At 33.3% G+C, this 22,009-nt stretch carries 14 protein-coding genes; 5 read left to right on the forward strand and 9 right to left on the reverse strand.

Annotation, left to right across the window (positions count from 1 at the left end; all coding sequences use genetic code 11):
- Positions 1 to 12 precede the first annotated feature (12 nt).
- Positions 13 to 1,287, reverse strand: a complete 1,275-nt coding sequence (locus ACI5KZ_RS06030; RefSeq protein WP_406847201.1) for a hypothetical protein — start codon at positions 1,285 to 1,287, stop codon at positions 13 to 15.
- Between the two features lie 253 nt (positions 1,288 to 1,540).
- On the opposite strand from ACI5KZ_RS06030, the gene ACI5KZ_RS06035 reads away from it, so the two are divergent.
- A complete protein-coding gene (locus ACI5KZ_RS06035) occupies positions 1,541 to 2,884 on the forward strand; it encodes a deoxyguanosinetriphosphate triphosphohydrolase (protein WP_406847202.1) in 1,344 nt (447 codons plus the stop codon).
- 95 nt (positions 2,885 to 2,979) lie between these two features.
- The gene (locus ACI5KZ_RS06040) at positions 2,980 to 3,111 is read left to right on the forward strand and encodes a hypothetical protein (RefSeq protein WP_406847203.1); all 132 of its coding nucleotides are present in this window, start codon (positions 2,980 to 2,982) and stop codon (positions 3,109 to 3,111) included.
- A 21-nt stretch (positions 3,112 to 3,132) separates the two neighbouring features.
- Here the strand turns inward: ACI5KZ_RS06040 and dxs are convergent, their stop codons facing one another.
- Entirely contained in the window at positions 3,133 to 4,911 is a 1,779-nt protein-coding gene (dxs, locus tag ACI5KZ_RS06045; RefSeq protein ID WP_406847204.1) for a 1-deoxy-D-xylulose-5-phosphate synthase, read from the reverse strand.
- A gap of 142 nt (positions 4,912 to 5,053) precedes the next feature.
- On the opposite strand from dxs, the gene ACI5KZ_RS06050 reads away from it, so the two are divergent.
- The 3 genes from ACI5KZ_RS06050 (at position 5,054) to ACI5KZ_RS06060 (ending at position 11,118) form a co-directional block, all read left to right on the forward strand.
- Positions 5,054 to 7,720: a T9SS-dependent M36 family metallopeptidase gene (locus ACI5KZ_RS06050; protein ID WP_406847205.1), complete on the forward strand. Its 2,667-nt coding sequence runs from the start codon at positions 5,054 to 5,056 to the stop codon at positions 7,718 to 7,720.
- Between the two features lie 235 nt (positions 7,721 to 7,955).
- Positions 7,956 to 10,601 carry a T9SS-dependent M36 family metallopeptidase gene (locus tag ACI5KZ_RS06055; protein ID WP_406847206.1) on the forward strand — a complete coding sequence of 882 codons (2,646 nt, stop codon included), beginning with the start codon at positions 7,956 to 7,958 and terminating at the stop codon, positions 10,599 to 10,601.
- 67 nt (positions 10,602 to 10,668) lie between these two features.
- Entirely contained in the window at positions 10,669 to 11,118 is a 450-nt protein-coding gene (locus ACI5KZ_RS06060; RefSeq protein ID WP_109310265.1) for a nucleoside deaminase, read from the forward strand.
- Here ACI5KZ_RS06060 and ACI5KZ_RS06065 read toward each other — a convergent pair.
- From ACI5KZ_RS06065 to ACI5KZ_RS06095, 7 genes are all read right to left on the reverse strand, one after another.
- Positions 11,115 to 11,366 (reverse strand): hypothetical protein, encoded by a 252-nt coding sequence (locus tag ACI5KZ_RS06065; protein ID WP_406847207.1) that lies wholly within the window; start codon positions 11,364 to 11,366, stop codon positions 11,115 to 11,117. The two genes, ACI5KZ_RS06060 and ACI5KZ_RS06065, sit on opposite strands and share 4 nt — an antisense overlap.
- Positions 11,366 to 13,165 (reverse strand): chloride channel protein, encoded by a 1,800-nt coding sequence (locus ACI5KZ_RS06070; RefSeq protein WP_406847208.1) that lies wholly within the window; start codon positions 13,163 to 13,165, stop codon positions 11,366 to 11,368. Before ACI5KZ_RS06070 ends, ACI5KZ_RS06065 begins: the two co-directional genes overlap by 1 nt.
- A gap of 165 nt (positions 13,166 to 13,330) precedes the next feature.
- Positions 13,331 to 15,085 carry an aspartate--tRNA ligase gene (gene aspS / locus ACI5KZ_RS06075; protein ID WP_109310262.1) on the reverse strand — a complete coding sequence of 585 codons (1,755 nt, stop codon included), beginning with the start codon at positions 15,083 to 15,085 and terminating at the stop codon, positions 13,331 to 13,333.
- Between the two features lie 160 nt (positions 15,086 to 15,245).
- The gene (locus tag ACI5KZ_RS06080) at positions 15,246 to 18,725 is read right to left on the reverse strand and encodes an efflux RND transporter permease subunit (protein WP_406847209.1); all 3,480 of its coding nucleotides are present in this window, start codon (positions 18,723 to 18,725) and stop codon (positions 15,246 to 15,248) included.
- Positions 18,726 to 18,731: 6 nt separating this feature from the next.
- A complete protein-coding gene (locus ACI5KZ_RS06085; protein ID WP_109310261.1) occupies positions 18,732 to 19,937 on the reverse strand; it encodes an efflux RND transporter periplasmic adaptor subunit in 1,206 nt (401 codons plus the stop codon).
- Between the two features lie 22 nt (positions 19,938 to 19,959).
- Entirely contained in the window at positions 19,960 to 21,303 is a 1,344-nt protein-coding gene (locus ACI5KZ_RS06090; RefSeq protein WP_406847210.1) for a TolC family protein, read from the reverse strand.
- Between the two features lie 13 nt (positions 21,304 to 21,316).
- Positions 21,317 to 21,916, reverse strand: coding sequence for a TetR/AcrR family transcriptional regulator (locus tag ACI5KZ_RS06095; RefSeq protein ID WP_109310259.1), 600 nt, complete (start codon positions 21,914 to 21,916; stop codon positions 21,317 to 21,319).
- Positions 21,917 to 22,009 lie beyond the last annotated feature (93 nt).

Consider the following 22,009-nt stretch of genomic DNA (forward strand, 5'->3'; position numbering starts at 1 on the left):
AAAGATTTTGTTTTAGAAGTCTAAAGCTCCTAGTTCGCTAGCGTAAGTCCAGCCTAAAGTAGATGTGTTGGCTCCTACAGTTTGACTGCCAAAATTAACGGCTGTTGCTTCTGAACCATATCCAGGTGTTGGAGTTGTTCCTGAAGCTGTATTGTTGAAAACGTCTAATACGTCTGTTACTCCAGTTGGTAAAACAATTTCCCAATTAGAGAAAGTTAATATATCATTATTGTAGTTAGCAGCAACACCATCATTATCTAATTCAATATCAGAACTATCTTTAAAGTTAAATGCAAAAATGTTATTTGTGGCTCCCATTGCATTACTTCTATAATCAGCATATTCACCACCAGCAGTAATTGCATTACCTTTCATAGTTACATTTTGAAGAGTAAAAGACCCTACAGCAGATCCTTCAGGGCCATCTATTTCGAAAGCGTGATCTGAGCTATCTCCCAATATAACTACAGCATTATCTATAGTTCCAGAATAAGCTTGGTCAATATCAAGAGCATCATCTCCTTGAGCCCAAACTAATAAATTAGAAGCATCAACGGTTCCTCCAAAGAACTCAACACCATCATCCACATTCGCAACTATTTCAATGTTATCTATAAAAGTTCCACGTCCAACTCCACCAAGAGTTAAACCATTAATTTCATTTCCATCACCAATAAGTGTACCTCCATGTCTAATAGATATATATTGAAGTCTTCCTGAGTTGTCTTCAGGGTCATTACCACCATATAGTCCAAAAGTGTCATCAGCAGGAATACCTTCTATTTGAGTTTCTTCAACATCACCAGAAAGTGAACATGGCGCATAACCCATTATTAATAATCCTCCCCAAAGCCCACGATTGTTTTCATCTAAATTAGTTCCAGAAGTTTCTCCACAAGTAATATTGTCACTTTCAGATGTAAAAATAATGGGTTGATCTGGAGTACCTTCGGCCATAATTTTGCCACCTCTGGCAACTATTAATGCAGACGATAATGAACCTTGACCAGCTCTACCTTTTATAATGGTACCTGGTTCTATTGTAAGTGTTACTCCGTCTTGAACAACAACTTTTCTATCTAATATGTATATGTTATCATTAGTCCATGTTTCGTTAAGTGCAATACCACCAGCTTTTGTAATTGTTGGACAAGTTTCAGTATTACCACCACCATTTTCATTATAAATAGTAGTTTCTTCTATAACTATAGGTGTGTCATCATCTTTAAAACAACCAGTAAGAGTTATTGATAATAGGCCAATAATGGCTAAAGTTAATTTTTTCATTTTTTCAGTTTTAATATGAGTTTATCTTGATAAAAATCTTATGCAAATAAACTGCAACAATGTAAAGCTGTTGTTAATGCTGAGTTAAGGCTTCGTAATAAAACCATTACTTAAATGTTATGAGGTTTACATAACCTGCTCTTTTTAGAAACCATTTCTTAACATTAAGGTCTGTAGAATTGTTTATATCTGATTTGTAAATTGGATATATGAAAGTTGAAAAAATGTATCTTGCATCTCATAAATAGCAACTATGAATTGGGAACAATTACTCTCCTTAAAACGATATGGAGATACAAATAAGCGTTTAAGAAAAGAACAAGATGAAACGAGATTAGGCTTTGAAGTTGATTATGATCGGATTATATTTTCGTCAGAATTTAGAAGTCTTCAAGATAAAACTCAGGTCATTCCATTATCTCAAACAGATTTTGTCCATACAAGACTTACCCATAGTTTGGAAGTAAGTGTTGTAGGTAGGACGTTAGGTAGAAAAGTTGGAGCCAAATTAATTGAGAAATACCCACATTTACAAACCATTCATGGTTATCAAGCCAATGATTTTGGAGCTATTGTTGCAGCAGCAGCTTTAGCACATGATATTGGAAACCCACCTTTTGGACATTCAGGAGAAAAAGCCATAGGTGAGTTTTTTAAATCAGGAAAAGGGAAACAATTTAAAAATCATTTAACTGAAAAAGAATATCAGGATTTATGTGATTTTGAAGGAAATGCCAATGGATTTAAAATTGTAACAGAAAGTAGGGTTGGAAGAGAAGGAGGTTTACGTTTAAGCTATGCCACTCTTGGTGCATTTACTAAATACCCCAAAGAATCCTTGCCTAAAAAGCCAAGCAATCATATTGCAGATAAGAAATATGGTTTTTTCCAAAGTGAAAAAGAATTGTTTGAAGATGTTGCAAACGAATTAGGCTTACTCAAAAGAGGAGATAAAAATTGTGTAAGTTATTCTAGACATCCACTTACATATTTGGTAGAAGCAGCAGACGACATTTGTTATACCATTATTGATTTTGAAGACGGTATTAACTTAGGGCTTATTCAAGAGGAATATGCCTTAGAGTATTTAATTAATTTGGTTAGACATTCTATTAATTCTAAAAAGTATAACCAACTTTCAACAACGCAAGATCGTGTAAGCTACTTAAGGGCTTTAGCAATAAATACATTAATCAATGAAGCTGTTGAGGTTTTTTTAAACAACGAAGAAGCGATATTAAACGATACGTTTACTTGTGCTTTATTAGATAAAAGTAAATACGAAGCTCAAATAATTGATATTATTAAGTTAAGCATTAAAAATGTGTATCAATCTAAAGAAGTTATTGATAAAGAAATAGTAGGTTTTGAAGTGATTAGCACGTTATTAGAAAAATATTCTTCAGCCATTATTAATACATCTAATCAATTAGGATCTAATTACGATAAGCTTATTTTAAAAAGTATTCCAGATTTAACCCTAAATGAAAACCATAGTATTTACTATAAATTGCTTAGTGTTTGTCATTATGTGTCTTTACTTTCAGATAGTCAAGCGATATTAAAATATAAAAACATTAAAGGGATTTCTTTATAAAAACATGAAGAATATTGCATTTTGTCGGATAAATATTGCGTTTTAACGATTTAATATGTATATTTACCAAACCAAAACTCTAAATCTAACTTAAAATGAAAAAAAATTTACTTGGCGCAATCGTTATCGTTTTTGTAATTTTTGCCTGCCTATTAGTTATAAGCGAAGTAAATGATGTTAATGCTTCTGACGTTGAAGCTCAACAATACTACGCTGACTCAGAATAAGTTTTTAATAGGTTTTTAAACTTACTGGTTTAAACAATCTGAAATGAATTTAGAAATAGAATAACTATCTAAATGGCACTGTTGCTGAAGTTCCTCGGTTGTTCCATGTTCAATAAATTCATCTGAAATACCAAGTAATTTAAAAGTGTTTTTATAATTGTTGTATGAGGCAAATTCTAAAATAGCACTACCAAATCCGCCTTTTATAGTACCATCTTCAACCGTAATAATAGTTTTATAAGTTTTACAAATCTCATGAAGAAGTTTTTCGTCTAAAGGCTTCACAAATCGCATATCATAATGTGAAATAGATTGATTTACAGATATTGAATCAATGGCTTCGGTACAATTTTTAGACATGCTCCCAATGCTTAAAACGGCTATTTTTGTACCCTTTTTTAATTGAATGCCTTTTCCTATCTCAATCTCTTTAAATGGTTGTTTCCAATTTAAAGTAACCCCTCTTCCTCTTGGATATCTAATGACAATAGGTTGTTTTAAGTTTCCTAATTGCGAGGTATACATCATGTTACGTAATTCTATTTCATTTCTTGGTGCAAAAATAATTAAGTTTGGAATACAACGTAAAAAAGCCATATCAAAATTACCATGATGTGTGGCTCCATCTTGACCAACTAAACCAGCTCTATCTAGACAAAAAATTACGGGTAATTTTTGTAAAGCCACATCGTGAATTACTTGATCGTAAGCACGTTGTAAAAAAGTAGAGTAAATATTGCAAAATGGTATGAGTCCTTGGGTTGCCATTCCGGCAGCAAGAGTTACAGCATGTTGTTCGGCAATACCAACATCGAAAGCGCGATCAGGGATTTCTTCCATCATGTATTTTAAAGAACTACCAGTAGGCATGGCAGGAGTAATACCTATAATATTCGTATTTTTTCTAGCTAATTCTACCATTGTAAAACCAAAAACATCTTGATATTTTGGAGGTTGATTGTAATTAGTTTTTGGCACTAATTCCCCTGTTATAGCATCAAATTTCCCTGGTGCATGATAGGTGATTTGATTATCTTCAGCCTGTTTTAAACCTTTCCCCTTTTTTGTAATTACATGTAAAAACTTTGGGCCTTTTACTGTTTTTAAACGTTCTAATTCTGAAATTAATAGTGGTAGATTATGGCCGTCAATAGGTCCAGAATAATCAAAATTTAAAGCTTCAAAAATATTGTCCTGTTTTTGAGTACCTTTTTTAACATTCGTTAAATACTGTTTTAAAGCCCCTACCGAAGGGTCGATTCCTATGGCATTGTCGTTTAAAATAACTAATAAATTAGCTGTTGTTACACCAGCATGGTTTAATCCTTCGAAAGCCATGCCACTGGCTATAGATGCATCTCCAATAATGGCAATATGTTGTTTTTTAAAATCCCCTTTTAATTGAGATGCTATTGCCATACCTAAAGCTGCAGAGATGGATGTAGAAGAATGTCCAACACCAAAAGCATCGAACTCACTTTCTTCCCTTCTTGGAAATCCGCTAATACCATATAATTGTCTATTGGTCTCAAAAACGGATTGTCTACCCGTTAATATCTTATGTCCATATGCTTGATGACCAACATCCCAAATAAGTAAATCTTTAGGCGTATTAAACACATAATGTAGCGCAATGGTCAGTTCAACCACACCTAAACTGGCTCCTAAATGACCTTCTTTTGTAGCTACAATTTTAATAATAAATTCTCGCAACTCTTTTGCAAGTTGAAGTAACTGGCTATCGCTTAGAGAACGTAGTTCTTCTGATGAATTTATAGTCTTTAAAATATCTGTAGCCATCCAGGTAAAATATTCCGTAAAATTATTAAAATAGATAGAATAACTGTTAATATGTAAAGTATTTTAAATTTTTATTTTAATAATACAAATAAGCATGTTATATTTGAAGATTACACAAAATATTCACTAAGAAAAATAAATAATGAAAAAAAATTACATCCACAGCATTATGGTAGTAGGATTGTTGTTTTTTGGATTAATAGGGTTTTCACAAAACTCTTTGGTTAATTCAGAATATGGCAATGTTATTAAAACGTATTTAACACAAAATCAAGCTAAATATCATTTAACAGCTAATGATATTGAAGATTTATACGTGACCAAAGAATACTTTTCTAAGAGCACAAAAATCAATCACGTATATGTCAATCAAAGATATCAAGGGATTGAAATACACAACGCCATTTCAAGTGTAGCCATGAGAGATCATGCAGTGTTTTATTATGCTAATAACTTAATAGGTAATATTAACCAAAAAGTAAACACCATATCGCCACAAATTAATGCACAACATGCTATAGAAAATGTGGTAACACAATTAAACTTAGGAAGCTTACAAGGCTTAGAATTAATTTCTGGAAATAATAAAGAATTTTTATTTACAAACGGAAATGTTTCAAGAAATAATATCCCAGTAAAATTAGTTTATTACTATTCAGTTGAACAAGATGATTTAAAATTAGCTTGGGATCTAAACATCGATGCCTTAAAGAGTAATAACTGGTGGAGTGTAAGAGTTGATGCTGTTACAGGTCAGATTTTAGAAAAGAGCGACTGGGTTGTATCTTGTAATTTTGGAGATGGAAATCACGCAAATCATACAGATAATTCTAATCATCAAGTAGTAGCGCAAGAAAGCTTTTCTTTATTTAAGCCAAATGCACTTGTTGAAGATGGATCACATTATAACGTGTTTGCCTTACCTGTAGAAGCTCCAAGTTTTGGAGGAAGAACCTTATTAAGTTCTCCAGCCGATGATAATGCTTCACCTTACGGATGGCATGATACAAATGGTGCTGCAGGAGCTGAATATAACTTTACAAGAGGAAACAATGTTTTTGCTTATGAAGATACTAATGATATTGGTTCTGGATCTTCACCAAATGGTGGGTCTTTATTAAATTTTGATTTTGCATTAAATATAGATCAAGACCCAATTGGGTATCAAAATGCATCCGTTACTAACATGTTTTATGTAAGCAACATGATGCATGATGTTTGGTATCAATATGGATTTGATGAAGCATCTGGAAATTTCCAAGAAAATAATTATGGTAATGCTGGATTAGGAAGTGATTCTGTTAATGCCGAAGGTCAAGATGGTGGAGGAACAGATAACGCTAATTTTGCTACTGGACCAGATGGACAAAATCCACGTATGCAAATGTATTTATGGACGCCTCCGGCTATCCAAGAATTAATAAAAGTTAATAATACATCTGTTGCAGGTTTTTACCAAGCAGCAAATCCAGCAACTACGCCACCAAACAATATTACAGGAATTGGTAGTACACCAGTTACAGGTGAGTTAGTGTTAGTGGATGATGGTACAGCACTTCCTACAGAAGGGTGTAACCCAATTTCTAGTGTAGCAGGTAAAATTGCCGTGATAAGAAGAGGGACTTGCCCATTTGTTGATAAAATCCAAAATGCTCAAGATGCAGGAGCTATAGCGGTAATTGTTATAAACCATAACAACCCAACTAACGATCCTGCTTATGTGCCTTTTGTAACAATGGCTGGAGAAACTAATCCTTTATTTACAATTCCTTCTGTATTTACAAATTATGATAATGGTGAAATTTTACTTGCAGCTATGCAAAATGAAGGTCCTGTTAGTGTGACTTTACAAGTGGTTGCTGAGTATATGATTGACGGAAGTTTTGATAATAGTATTGTAGCTCACGAATATGGGCATGGTATTTCAAATAGATTAACAGGAGGAGCAGCATCAACAGGTTGTTTAAACAATGCTGAGCAAATGGGTGAAGGTTGGTCTGATTGGTTTGCATTAATGTTAACGATGGAACCAGGAGATGAAGGAACAGATGCTAGAGGCATGGGTACTTATGCTGCAGGGCAATCAACTTCAGGTGTTGGGATTAGAGAAGCGCCTTACAGTACAGATTTTGCTATAAACGATTATACATATGGTGATACTAATAACACAGTTTTAGCAGCACCACATGGAATTGGTTTTGTTTGGGCAACATTTATCTGGGATTTAACTTGGGCTTATGTTGATAAATATGGTTTTGATGAAGACCTTTATAACGGTACAGGTGGAAACAATAAAGTGATGCAAGTTGTTATGGATGGTTTAAAATTACAAGGTTGTTCACCAGGATTTGTTTCAGGTAGAGATGGTATTTTAGCAGCAGATATGGCTTTAACAGGTGGTGAAGACCAATGTTTAATATGGGAAGTATTTGCTAATAGAGGTGTTGGTTATGCAGCAGATCAAGGTTCTACTTTTAGTAGAGTGGATCAGGTTGAAGATTTCACCATGCCTCCAGCAAACGATCCTTCATTGGCTAATTGTACAAGCTTAAGTATTGAAGATTTTAATACAAGTAGTTATAAAGTGTATCCAAACCCAACCAATGGACGTTTATTTATTAAAACGGCTAAGAACTATGGTGAGGTTACTATGACACTTACAGATATTAATGGAAGACAAGTGCTTTCTAAAAAAGTAGAATTATTTAACCAAGTTGAGTTAGATATAAATAAACTACAGTCTGGTATTTATATATTAAGTATCAACGGACAATCATTTAGTGCCAATCATAAGGTTATTAAAAACTAATTGATTTTTAAATAATAATTTAAAAGCAGCTAATTAATATTAGCTGCTTTTTTTTTTTTAGAATATGTATAAAAGCAATATTGTTAAATCCTGAGTCTTGATATTTAATGCTTTCAATTAGATGAATTTAAAAGACTTTTTTTTTCTAACTTATTAATATTATAACTTGAAAGTTAGATTTGTAGAGATGTAGAAACTATATTTACACAATTTAAAAATTAATATTTAAGATAGAATGAAAAAAAATTACATCCACAGCTTTATGGTAGTAGGATTGTTATTTTTTGGATTAATGGGGTTTTCACAAAACTCTTTGGTTAATTCAGAATATGGCAATGTTATTAAAACGTATTTAACACAAAATCAAGCTAAATATCATTTAACAGCTAATGATATTGAAGATTTATACGTGACCAAAGAATACTTTTCTAAGAGCACAAAAATCAATCACGTATATGTCAATCAAAGATATCAAGGGATTGAAATACACAACGCCATTTCAAGTGTAGCCATGAGAGATCATGCGGTGTTTTATTATGCTAATAACTTAATAGGTAATATTAGCCAAAAAGTAAACACCATATCGCCACAAATCAATGCACAACGTGCTATAGAAAATGTGGTAACACAATTAAACTTAGGAAGCTTACAAGGCTTAGAATTAATTTCTGGGAATAATAAAGAATTTTTATTTACAAACGGAAATGTTTCTAGAAATAATATCCCAGTAAAATTAGTTTATTACTATTCAGTTGAACAAGATGATTTAAAATTAGCTTGGGATTTAAGTATTCAAACTAAAGATGGAAGCAACTGGTGGAGTGTAAGAGTTGATGCTGTTACAGGACAGGTTCTAGAAAAGAACAACTGGGTTGTATCTTGTAATTTTGGAGATGGAAATCATGCAAATCACATAGATAATTCTAATCATCAAGTAGTAGCACAAGAAAGTTTCTCTTTATTTAAGCCAAATGCATTTGTAGCTGATGGATCGCAATATAACGTGTTTGCTTTTCCTGTAGAAGCTCCAAGTTTTGGAGGAAGAACCTTATTAGATTCTCCAGCCGATGATAATGCTTCACCTTACGGATGGCATGATACAAATGGTGCTGCAGGAGCAGAATTTACCATTACTAGAGGTAACAATGTATATGCTTATGAAGACACTGCTAATCAAGATGTTCCAGGAGCTTCGCCAGATGGAGGAGCTACTTTAAATTTCGATTTCACTTTAAATATTAATCAAGAGCCAGTTGGTTATCAAGATGTCTCAGTAACTAATATGTTTTATGTTAGTAACATGATGCATGATGTTTGGTATCAATATGGATTTGATGAAGCATCTGGAAATTTCCAAGAAAACAATTATGGCAATGGAGGTTTAGGAAGTGATTATGTTGAGGCTGAAGGACAAGATGGCGGAGGAACTAATAATGCCAATTTTGGTACTGGACCTGATGGACAAAACCCATATATGCAAATGTATTTATGGTCAGAGCCACCAGGAGAAGCATTGGTTATTAACGATGGCTCTTTAGCAGGAGGTTATATTGCAGAACCAGCAACGTTTGGTGCTAATTTACCAACTACGCCACTTACTGCAAATTTAGCAATTGTTGTAGACAATGTAAATGACCCTAACGATGGTTGTAACCCATTAACAAATGCAGCAGAACTAAACGGTAAGATTGTAGTAATTCGTAGAGGTGAATGTGAATTTGGATTTAAAGCCAAAGCTGCTCAAGATGAAGGGGCAGTAGGAGTCGTTATTGTGAATAACGTTCCTGGAGGAACTATTGCAATGGGAGGAGGTGTCCTTGGAGGATCCGTAACAATTCCAGCAGTTATGGTAGATAATATTGATGGAGAAGCTATAATTGCAGCCTTATTAGCTGGAGATATTATTAGCGCTTCATTAGTTAATCCAAATTCTTACCAAAGAGACGGAAGTTTTGATAACGGTATTATTGCTCACGAATATGGACATGGTATTTCAAATAGATTAACAGGAGGCGCAGCAGCAGCAGGATGTTTAAACAATGCCGAGCAAATGGGTGAAGGATGGTCAGATTGGTTTGGTTTAATGCTAACCATGAAACCAGGAGACGAAGGAACAGATGCTAGAGGCATTGGTACTTATGCTACAGGACAGCCAACAACTGGAGTAGGTATTAGAAATGCACCTTATAGTACAGATTTTGCTGTTAATGACTTTACTTATAATGATACGAACGATACTGCTAATGTAGCAGCACCACATGGAATTGGTTTTGTTTGGGCAACATTTATCTGGGATTTAACTTGGGCTTATGTTGATAAATATGGTTTTGATGAAGACCTTTATAACGGTACAGGTGGAAACAATAAAGTGATGCAAGTTGTTATGGATGGTTTAAAATTACAAGGTTGTTCACCAGGATTTGTTTCAGGTAGAGATGGTATTTTAGCAGCAGATATGGCTTTAACAGGTGGTGAAGACCAATGTTTAATATGGGAAGTATTTGCTAATAGAGGTGTTGGTTATGCAGCAGATCAAGGTTCTACTTTTAGTAGAGTGGATCAGGTTGAAGATTTCACCATGCCTCCAGCAAACGATCCTTCATTGGCTAATTGTACAAGCTTAAGTATTGAAGATTTTAATACAAGTAGTTATAAAGTGTATCCAAACCCAACCAATGGACGTTTATTTATTAAAACGGCTAAGAACTATGGTAAGGTTACTATGACACTTACAGATATTAATGGAAGACAAGTGCTTTCTAAAAAAGTAGAATTATTTAACCAAGTTGAGTTAGATATAAATAAACTACAGTCTGGTATTTATATATTAAGTATCAACGGACAATCATTTAGTGCCAATCATAAGGTTATTAAAAACTAATTGATTTTTAAATAATAATTTAAAGGCAGCTAATGTTAATTAGCTGCCTTTTTTTATTTTTACCAATATGGAAAACATGTTCGACGATATCTATTTTATGAAAAAAGCGCTTCAAGAAGCTGAAGTTGCTTTTGAAAAAGGAGAAATTCCTGTTGGAGCGATCATTGTTGTGGATAATCGGGTTATTGCCAGAGCACATAATTTATCCGAACTTTTAAACGATGTAACGGCTCATGCCGAAATGCAAGCGATTACTGCTGCTTCAAATTTTCTTGGAGGGAAATACCTTAAAAATTGTACACTATATGTAACTTTAGAACCTTGCCAAATGTGTGCAGGTGCTTTGTATTGGAGTCAGATATCTAAAATTGTCTATGGAGCAAGAGATGAAGATCGTGGATGTATAAATATGAAAACAACCCTACATCCTAAGACCATTATTGAAGGAGGTGTTTTAGCAGAGGAAGCTTCTCAGTTGTTAAAGCGATTCTTTATTGAAAAACGAAATTTAAATTAAGCATCTTTTTTTTCTTTATAATCACGCATTTTTTCTAAACTTTCTTTGGTAATCATATAATCTTTAACGTTTCTGTCTTTCCATCTATAATATGAAAATAATGGAAACACAAAAATAAATAGCCCTATAACTCCAAAACCAATGAGTTTTTCAGCATCATCTAAATCAGATACATAACCAATAAAAATACTACCTACAGAAAGAATAAGTAGTATGAGAGTTATTATTTTTAAAACAGTTATTTTCATTAGGTAAAATTAATTAATTCGTGTCTGTAAGCTGTTAATAATTTAGATTTTGAAACAAAACCAAAATATTTGTCATTTTTAATAACAGGTAAATTCCAGGCTCCAGTATCTTGAAATTTTTGCATAACAATCCTCATACTATCTTTATTATAATCAATAAAACCAGGAGGCATATGCATAAATGTTTCAACAGATGTAGAATGGTATAAAGATTGGTCGAACATGACACTTCTAATATCATCTAAGAGTATAATACCTACAAGAATTTTATCGTCATTAATAACTGGAAATAAATTTCTATTAGATTTAGAAACCCCTTTATGAAGCATGTCTCCTAAAGACATTTCTGGGTGTAACGTAATAAAGTTTCTCTCTATGACACTGTCAAGATTCATGGTAGTTAACACATTTTGGTCTCTATCATGAGTTAATAAATCGCCTCTTTCGGCCAATTCTTTCGTATAGATGGTATGAACCATATAATTTTTTGTAATCATATAAGAAATGGCAACAGTTATCATTAATGGTAAAAACAACTCATATCCTCCAGTAATTTCAGCAATTAAAAAAATAGCAGTAAGAGGCGCATGAATAACACCAGCTATAAGCCCAGCCATGCCAACTAACGTAAAATTAGATTCAGACACTTGGTGGCCAAATCCTATATTGTTTATTACTTTTGCTACTACATTACCTAAAGCACTTCCCATAACCATAGTTGGAACAATAACGCCACCAACACCACCAGCAGCAAAAGTGGTGGTCATAGCAATGGCTTTAAAAATTGTAAACCCTATTAATAAAACAATTACAACCCAAATATTATCTAAATAGTCATCAAATAAATTGGTGCCTAAAGCGTGAAGGTGATTTCCATCAAATAAATCTTTTGTAAAACTTAACCCTTCCCCATAAAGTGGAGGGATAAAATAAAGCATAATTCCAATAGCCATGCCTCCGACAAGTAATTTAGTGAACCGAGTTTTAAACCTATCAAAAAAGGCATAAATGGCAAAGTAAATCTTAGTAAAATAGATGGATGCAATTCCAGTCCCTATGCCAAGTAGAATATAAAATCCTGTGTCATTTATGGTAAACTTATCGGTAAGTGTAAAGTTAAAAAGCACTTCATCTCCAAGAAAAAAATACGATGTTAAAACAGAAGATATAGATGCAATTAATAATGGTAATAATGAAGCAAAAGTTAAGTCTAAACTAAAGACCTCAACAGCAAAAACAATGGCTGCAATTGGCGATTTAAACATTGAGGCAATAGCACCAGCTGTAGCACAAGCAATAAGTAAGGTTCTGGTTTTCTTATCAATTCGCATCAGTCTACTTAAATTCGAACTTATAGCCGAACCAGATGTAATAGCTGGACCTAATAACCCAACCGAACCACCAAACCCTACTGTTAAAGGAGCCAGAATTAATGGATGATAAATAAGTTTATAAGATAAAAGTCCTTTTTGCCTTAAAAGAGAGTATAATAATGAAGGAATGGCACGCTTTATAAAAGGAGGTGTTGTTGGTTCTAATGCTTTTGTAAATAAATATTTTTTAATAAGATAAACAATGAGCAATCCTAGAAAAGGTAAAATAAAATACAATTGATTTTGAGAAAAAACAATGCCTTCTTCTAAAGAGTTTTGTATAAAATAGGTAATGTTTTTTAACGTTACAGCAGCTAAACCAGCTAATAATCCAACAAAAATGCTTAATAATAAAACAAAGTTTTTCTGTGAGATATGTTTATATCTCCAAATAATAAATTGCTTTATGAAAGACTTTATGTTCATGAAAAGATTGAATGGTTTATTAAGGTTTCATTGCAAAATAAGCATAAGTGTATAAACCAAACAAAATAATAGTAAAAGTAAGCACTATATATAAGATGATTTTTATTAGTTTCTTTCTCATGAAATAAAACTACTAAAAAATCCTGCAATTGCAGGATTTAATATTTATGATTTTAAATGTAGCTTCAAACTAAGTTCTTCTAGTTGTTTGTCGTCTAATGGAGCAGGAGCATCTATCATAACATCTCGTCCAGCATTGTTTTTTGGAAAGGCTATAAAGTCTCTAATAGTTTCTTGACCACCAAGTATAGCAACCAATCTATCTAGACCAAAAGCTAAGCCACCATGAGGTGGTGCTCCAAATTCGAAAGCATTCATTAAAAAACCAAATTGTGCTTTGGCTTCTTCTTCAGTGAACCCTAAATAATCGAACATTAAGGCTTGTATTTTTTTATCGTGAATTCTAATAGAACCACCACCAATTTCATTTCCGTTTAAAACCAAATCGTATGCATTGGCTTTTACGTCTCCAGGATTTGTAGCTAATAGTTCTAACTGTCCAGGTTTAGGCGAAGTAAATGGATGATGCATCGCGTGATAACGCTCTGTATCTTCATCCCATTCCAATAATGGAAAATCCATGACCCAAAGTGGTGCAAATTCGTTTGGTTTGCGTAAACCTAAACGCTCTGCTAATTCCATCCGTAAGGCACTTAATTGAGCCCTTACTTTATTTTTATCTCCAGAAAGAACACAAACTAAATCGCCAGCTTTAGCACCAGTTTTCTCTGCCCATTTTGCTAAATCGTCTTGATCGTAAAATTTATCTACGGATGATTTATAGGTTCCATCGTCATTACAACGAGAATAAATCATGCCTAAAGCACCAATTTGAGGACGTTTTACCCAATCAATTAGCTTGTCTATTTCTTTTCTTGTGTAAGCATTTCCTCCTGGAACTGCAATGCCAACAACCAATTCGGCAGAGTTAAATACACCAAAATCTTTGTGTTGAGCAACATCGTTTAATTCCCCAAATTTCATCCCAAAACGGATATCTGGTTTGTCGTTTCCATATAAACGCATGGCATCATCGTACAACATACGTGGAAACTCTTTTATATCAATGCCATTTACTTCTTTTAGTAAATGACGTGTTAATCCTTCAAAAGCATTTAATATATCTTCTTGTTCAACAAACGCCATTTCGCAGTCTATTTGTGTAAACTCTGGTTGCCTGTCTGCACGTAAATCTTCGTCTCTAAAACATTTAACAATTTGAAAGTATTTATCCATACCTCCAACCATTAACAATTGTTTGAAGGTTTGTGGACTTTGAGGAAGGGCATAAAATTGCCCTTCGTTCATTCTACTTGGAACCACAAAATCTCTAGCGCCTTCAGGAGTCGATTTGATTAAGTAAGGCGTTTCTACTTCGATAAAACCTTCTTTAGATAAATAGTTTCTAACTTCTTGAGTCACTTTATGACGGAAAATCAAACTATTTTTTACTGGATTTCTTCTAATATCTAAATAGCGATATTTCATTCTAATGTCTTCGCCACCATCGGTTTTGTCTTCAATAGTAAAGGGAGGTAGTAAAGATTCGTTTAAAATAGTCATCTCAGAAACTAAAATTTCGATGTCTCCTGTTAGGATGTTTGGGTTTTTAGAAGCACGTTCAATAACAGTTCCAGTAACTTGAATAACGAATTCACGACCTAATTTTTGAGCCATTTCTATCATGGCTTTAGGGGTACGTTCTTCATCAAAAACTAATTGTGTAATACCATAACGGTCGCGTAAATCTACCCAAACAATAAACCCTTTGTCGCGTGATTTTTGTACCCAACCAGATAATGTAACTTCGTTATTGATATGCGATGCTCTTAATTCACCACAATTATGACTTCTATACATAAATTTAAACTTTAAATTTGCTTGCTTTTACTCCAAGTAATTAAATAGGTTGCAAATTTAAGGAAGTTAAATGATTATCAAATAAAAAAAAGCCTCAACATTTGTCGAGGCTTTTCCGCTATTAATTAGTCCTTTTAACTAAGCGTAAAAAGGAAGGTAATTATATGATATCTGTTGTAGTTCTTTTTCTACGTATCCACATTTTTAATTGCATGGATAAGTAAAATAATACAGGTACAACTATTAGTGTTAAGAAAGTTGCTATTAATAAACCATAAATAACGGTCCATGCTAATGGTCCCCAGAATACCACGTTGTCTCCACCCATATAAATATTGGCATCAAATTCTTTAAACAGGGTAAAGAAATTGATGTTTAATCCGATTGCTAATGGAATTAAACCAAGTATGGTGGTAATAGCTGTTAATAATACAGGGCGTAAACGTGCTTTTCCGGCACGAACAATACTTTCAAATAAATCTTCCTTAGTTAAATAATCATTGTCTTTTAAATTCATTTGTTGTTTTTTCCTGTCAATGAGAAGCTGGGCATAATCGAGCAGAACCACCCCATTATTTACCACAATTCCAGCAAGTGCAATAATTCCAACCATAGTCATCATAATTACGAAAGCACTGCCCGTAAGAACAATTCCTCCAAAGACACCTATTAAACTTAAAAAGATGGCCAACATAATAATGGCTGGTTTGGAAATCGAGTTAAACTGAAATATTAAGATAAAGAATATTAATCCCAACCCAGTAAAAAAGGCACCCATTAGAAAGGTCATTTGCTTGTTTTGTTCTTCAATTTGACCAGTATAATCTATTTTAATATTCTTCGGTAACCCTTTATAAGTCTTCATTTCATTTTGAACTTGAGTTACAATGGCTCCAGCATCTGTAAAACCTGGGGATAATGCAGAATATATAGTTACAACACGCTTCGTGTCTTTGTGTTTAATAGCGCTAAACCCTGAATTGTTTTCGTGTTTGGTGACTGCTGAAACGGGAATGCTTTTTATTTTTCCTGAATTGTCTCTAAATGTGATATTCTGATTAAAAAGAGCACTTGTGTTATAGCGATTTTCTTCATTAAAACGTACGTAAATATCAAAGTCGTCTCCACCTTCTTTATAAATACCAGCTTTGGTTCCAAAAATAGAATTACGTAATTGTTGTCCTACTTGAGAAGCGCTTATGCCTAATTCACCAGCTTTTTCTCTGTCAATGACAACTTTCATAGATGGTTTATCTTTGTTCACATCTATTTTAAGCTCATCAATTCCAGCAATATTTTTATTATTGATAAATTCACGCATGTTTTCGGCTGTATTAATCAGCTCATCATAATCATCTCCTTCAATTTCAATATTAATTGGAGATCCAGCTGGAGGTCCATCGGCATTTTTTTCAACTGAAATAAGAACCCCTGGGAAAATACCAACTAAAGCTTTTTGCACTTTTTGACGTAGGAGCTCACTGTCTTCACCACGACGGTATTTATATTCACGCATGGAAGCCGTAATCTTAGCTTTATGTGGCATTTCGGCAGAAGAACCACTATCTGTTTGTGGATTTCCAGCACCTTCACCTACTTGAGATACAGCACTTTCTACCATAAAGTTATAGTCGCCATCTTTATATTGATCGTTGTTTACAACCTGATAAACAATTTTTTCTACTTCTTTAGTGATAACATTTGTTTTCTCTATAGCTGTTCCTTGTGGATATTCTATATAAACAATAATCTGGTTGGGTTTGTTATCTGGAAAAAACTCCACCTTGGTTCGCTGTGTCATTAAAGAAATACCAAAAGCTACAAAGGCTAGGATTAATAAAACAAATGTCCCAATAGTTAATATAAAAGGTTTCTTGCCAGATAAAGCCCAACGTAATTGACGCTCATACCAACGTTCTAATCTTACAAGTGTTTTTGTTTGAAAGCTATTAGCCCATTTACGTAAAAACAAACGATACACCCAAAGCATGATAGCTGTAAAAATCATTAATGATCCAAGAGCACGATAGTCTCCTCCAAAAATAAGGATGAGAATTCCAATAACGGCAATAATTATGGTGGTACGGATAATTTTATGAAGTGGCATGTTTTTATCTTCGGTATTCATAAACTGCGATACTAACACCGAGTTAAAGAACACTGCGACAAACAAGGAGGATCCTAAAACAACTGAAAGTGTAATAGGCAAGATCATCATAAACTCTCCCATAATGCCAGGCCATAAACCTAATGGAATAAATGCAGCAACAGTTGTTGCTGTCGAAATAATAATTGGAAACGCAATTTCTCCAATTCCTTTTTTGGCAGCTTCAATCCTACTCATGCCTTCTTCATCCATGAGTCGATAGACATTTTCTACCACCACAATACCGTTATCTACCAGCATGCCAAGTCCCATAATTAACCCGAAAAGAACCATGGTGTTTAAACTTTGTCCTAGCATGTTTAATATCATGAGCGACATAAACATGGACATTGGGATTGCAAAACCGACGAAAATGGCGTTTTTAAAACCTAAAAAGAACATTAAAACAGTGACCACTAGTATAACCCCAAAAATAATGTTGTTCACTAAATCGTCTACCTGACCAATGGTAACAGGAGATTGATCGTTAGCAATTGTTACTTTTAAATCTTGTGGGAACACATTGTCTATGGCATCTTGAACAATTACCTGAATTTGTTCTGCAGCAGCCACCATATTTTTTCCTGCACGCTTTTTAACGTCTAGCATAACTACAGGAGCTCCAAACTCTCTAGCAAACGTTGTTTTGTCTTCTTCATGGAACGTTACCGTTGCAACATCTTTTAAATAAATGGCATGGCCATTTTCAGCTTTTACTACAAAATTTTCTAATTCTTTTGGCGATTCTATTTCCCCTAAAATTCTGATGGTTCTTCGTTGTCCACTGGTTTTTAAATTTCCGGCAGACATGGTAACGTTTCCATTATTTATGGCTCCAATGATATCTGAAAAAGTGACTTCGGCAGCCATCATTTTATAGATGTCCACGGCAACTTCAACTTCTTTGTCTTGAGCGCCACGAATATCTACTTTCTTAATTTCTAATAAATCTTCAATTTCATCTTGAAGATACTCGCCATATTCTTTTAGTTTTTCAACCGGATAATCACCAGAAATATTAATGTTTAAAATGGGCATTTCTTCAGACATACTTAATTCAAATACATCTGGTTTTACTTTGGCTCCATTAGACATTGGCCAGTCTTCACCAGCTGTTTTAGTGTCTATTTCATCTTTTACTTTTTGTTTGGCCTGTTCAACGGTAAGATGCTCGTCGAATTCTACAATAATCATTGAGAAATCCTCTTGCGATGTGGATGTTATTTCAACCACATTACTAACCGTTTTTAATTCGTCTTCTAGTGGATCTGTAATGAGTTTTTCGACATCTTCAGCTGTGTTTCCCGGATAAATAGAACTTATGTAAATTTTGGTTTCATTAACTTCTGGAAAGTTTTCTCGTGGCATATCGAAAAAGGCAGAAACGCCTAAATAAAAAATCACAAGAATAAGCACATACATGGTGGTTTTGTTGTTGATTGCCCACGATGATAAACCAAATTCTTTTTCGACTTGTTTTTTCTTTTTTGTCATTAGTCTTTAGTTTTGTTCGTTAGTGCTGTTTATTGTTTCGTTAGGCAAGTTTATGACTTTAACGGTTTGCCCATCTTTAACACTTCGAGCTCCTTCTTTTACAATTTCCGCTCCATCTTCAACACCTTCAAGGACTTCAATGACATCGCCTTGCGTTTTTCCAGTTTTTATAATAACACGTTTGGCATCTCCTTCTCCATTAGAGTTTTTATTTGTAATGATGTAAATATATTGTTCGCCATCAGCATTTTCTGAAATAATACTTTGAGGTATAAGTATGGCTTTTTTATTTGTGTAATCGTTTATTTTAAGTCGAGCCGTAAGATTTGGTTTAATGGTTTTATCTTTATTTGGTACACTTACTTCAATTTTAAAAGTTCTATTTGCTGGATTGATTACATCTCCTGCTTGTCGAATTTTTGTTTCGATGATTTTTCCTAAAACGGGAAATTCTACCGTAACATTTTTTCCTCTAGTTACATCTCCAATATAACTTTCAGGAACATCCGTTTCTATATACATATTGTCTAAATTAACCATACGCATAAGTTGAGATTGACCAGCAGCAACAACACTTCCTTGTTGCGTAATTACATCGTCAATGGTTCCAGAAAATGGTGCAGTTACATTTGTTTTAGCCATTTGTTTTTTTAATTGGTTTACGGCTTCTGCTTGAGATTCGTAAGTAGATTTTGCTTGTAAAAACTGGATCTCACTTCCAATGTTTTGATCCCAAAGACGTTTTTGACGCTCAAAAGTGGTTTTAGCTAAACTGGTTTGAATTTCCAGTTGTGCTAATTGTTGACTTAAACCACCATCATCAATTTTAGCTAAAAGCTGCCCTTTTTTTACTTGTTGCCCTTCTTTAACATATACCTTTGTTAAAATGCCGTTGTATTCGGGAGTAATAACAAGTAAGTCTTTAGTTGTAACATTACCTTGAATTTCTAATTGATGATTAAACACTTCTTGATGTGCTTTAAATGTGGTAATTAAAGGGACCTTTTTAACTGTATCTAATTGTGCTATTTTTTCAATAAGCAACTTCATTTGATCGTTAAGTTCTTGTTGTTTTAAGTCTATTTCGTTTCGTTTTTCTTTTAATTCTGTTAAATTACCGGAGGCAAGCACATCATCTATTGATTTTGTTTTTTTATTGCCGCAAGAAGTTGCAATAAGAACAAGGATAATAAGGAGTTTTATATTTTTCATAAGAGTTAGTTGATTCGTTGACTTAATAGTTAACTGTGTTTAATATGGTTTCTAATTCGGCTTTATTAGCAATAACATTGAACATGGATTGTAAATACTCCTGTTGTGCTGTATATAGTTGTGTTTGTGCTTGTCTTAGATCGAAACTAGATGCAATGCCTTCAAAAAATTTGGTTTGATTTTTTTGTTCTATTCGCTCGGCCAAGTTTAGATTTTGTCTTTTGTTTTCGTATTCTTCAATAGCAAATTGGTAGTTGCTTTTTGCATTTGCAATTTGAAATTTTAATTGTTGTTCGGTTTCTGTGAGCTCTTCTTTTGCAATTTCTAAATCTATTTTTGCACGTTGCGTCGCAGAACTTCTCATGCCAGAACTAAAAATAGGAATAGACATACTAACGCCTAATAGAGATGAACCATACCAATCTTGATTGTTGTTAGCAAATGTAAATTTTTCGCTAAAACCACTATAACCAGCATTTACAAAGGCATTTAAACTAGGAAGAAAACTGCTTTTTTCAAGTTTTAAAAGAAGCTCTTTTGATACCTCTTGGTTTTTAGCTATTTGAAAATCTATGCTATTTTCAATATTCTCATCTGCATTAAGTAATTCTAAAGAGATGTTTTGAAGCGTTAAAGTTTCAAGGTTATCTGTTAATGTAATTTGTTTGTTAAGGTCAATACCTAACGTAATATTGAACATTTTATAAGATAAATCTTTTAATCTTTCAACGTTATTTAGATAGCTTTCTAAGCTAGTTAATGTAATTTGTAATTGTTCAACACTTTCTTCTTCAGCTAGTCCATTTTCATAGATTTTAGTAGTTTCGGCAAGATTTTTTTCTAGTACTTCTATGTTTTTGTTTACAATAAGTAGGTTTTCTTCAGCCAATAGTACATTGCCATAAGCATCAATGATTGATTGACGAACTTCTAAATCTGTTTTGGTTTTAGCGTTTTCGGAAATTTCAAGATACACCTTAGCAGATTGTAAACCTACAATATAAGAGCCATCAAATAATAATTGATTAAGGGTTGCGGTAGCGTTAATACTTTGTTTCGGGCTAAATGTAACTGGAACAAAGGTTCCTGGATCACCACCTGCAATTTCAGCAGGAAGTAAAGATACTTGTTGTTTTATCCAATTTTGATAATCTATACCACCATTAATTTGTGGCAATCCCGTAGCAGTAGTTTCCCATTTTTGTTTTTCTGCAGCTTCAATATTTCTTATAGCATTTTTTGCAGATCTATTATTTTCTAATGCAAATTCTATGGCTTCTTGAAGTGAAAAACTACTTGGTATTTCTTGTGAAAAAACCCAAGAAGTATAACAAAGAGTTATTAGAATAAATAATTTGTGTTTCATATTTGATGTACTTCTATTTAGTGTTTAATATGTTGTTAAGTTTTGTAATGCCTTTTTCAGTACTGATGCCACGAATGTGATACTCCAAATAATTATCCATAAGCTTTTTCATGGAAATATTATTTAATGGAAATATCTCAGGGTCTTTTAATAGCATCATGCTATTAAAATACAACCTAGATATAAACTCTATGTTAATAGAGTCTCTATAATAACCTTCTTTTACACCTCTAGTTAAGTTATTGGTAACACAGTCTTGCATGATGCAAAATTGATTTGTTTTTAGTTTTTCAAAAATTTTTGGATAATATTTTTGAAGTTGATGTTGTGGAGAAGATTTTTCGTCTTTTAAATGCTCCATGGTGAATTTTTTTATTTCAAAAATCTCATCAATAGGGCTTTTATTTAAAGCACAAATACAATCAATGCCATGTGAAATCACTTCAAACATATAAAGTGTAGTTGCTTCAACTAGCTTTGTTTTGTTGTCAAAATGCTGATAAATGGTTTTTTTAGATATGCCAATTTTGTTAGCAATATCATCCATTGTTACGCTTTTAAACCCATAGTTTAAAAACATATCTGATGCGTTAATAAGTATTTTGTCTCTCATAATAAGTGGCAAAAGTACAATAGGAAACTTTAAAAACCTAAAAAGTTTCCAAAGTTTTAACAATTTATTAATATTGATAAAAACTTATTGGAT

This window comes from Xanthomarina sp. GH4-25, assembly GCF_045363175.1.
In the GTDB taxonomy this organism is placed as follows: Bacteria; Bacteroidota; Bacteroidia; order Flavobacteriales; family Flavobacteriaceae; genus Xanthomarina.

Bases quoted from the DNA above. Each gene is read 5' to 3' on its own strand.
- ACI5KZ_RS06030 (WP_406847201.1), bottom strand. From the start codon at position 1,287: ATGAAAAAATTAACTTTAGCCATTATTGGCCTATTATCAATAACTCTT.
- ACI5KZ_RS06035 (WP_406847202.1), top strand. From the start codon at position 1,541: ATGAATTGGGAACAATTACTCTCCTTAAAACGATATGGAGATACAAAT.
- ACI5KZ_RS06040 (WP_406847203.1), top strand. From the start codon at position 2,980: ATGAAAAAAAATTTACTTGGCGCAATCGTTATCGTTTTTGTAATTTTT.
- dxs (WP_406847204.1), bottom strand. From the start codon at position 4,911: ATGGCTACAGATATTTTAAAGACTATAAATTCATCAGAAGAACTACGT.
- ACI5KZ_RS06050 (WP_406847205.1), top strand. From the start codon at position 5,054: ATGAAAAAAAATTACATCCACAGCATTATGGTAGTAGGATTGTTGTTT.
- ACI5KZ_RS06055 (WP_406847206.1), top strand. From the start codon at position 7,956: ATGAAAAAAAATTACATCCACAGCTTTATGGTAGTAGGATTGTTATTT.
- ACI5KZ_RS06060 (WP_109310265.1), top strand. From the start codon at position 10,669: ATGGAAAACATGTTCGACGATATCTATTTTATGAAAAAAGCGCTTCAA.
- ACI5KZ_RS06065 (WP_406847207.1), bottom strand. From the start codon at position 11,366: ATGAAAATAACTGTTTTAAAAATAATAACTCTCATACTACTTATTCTT.
- ACI5KZ_RS06070 (WP_406847208.1), bottom strand. From the start codon at position 13,165: ATGAACATAAAGTCTTTCATAAAGCAATTTATTATTTGGAGATATAAA.
- aspS (WP_109310262.1), bottom strand. From the start codon at position 15,085: ATGTATAGAAGTCATAATTGTGGTGAATTAAGAGCATCGCATATCAAT.
- ACI5KZ_RS06080 (WP_406847209.1), bottom strand. From the start codon at position 18,725: ATGACAAAAAAGAAAAAACAAGTCGAAAAAGAATTTGGTTTATCATCG.
- ACI5KZ_RS06085 (WP_109310261.1), bottom strand. From the start codon at position 19,937: ATGAAAAATATAAAACTCCTTATTATCCTTGTTCTTATTGCAACTTCT.
- ACI5KZ_RS06090 (WP_406847210.1), bottom strand. From the start codon at position 21,303: ATGAAACACAAATTATTTATTCTAATAACTCTTTGTTATACTTCTTGG.
- ACI5KZ_RS06095 (WP_109310259.1), bottom strand. From the start codon at position 21,916: ATGAGAGACAAAATACTTATTAACGCATCAGATATGTTTTTAAACTAT.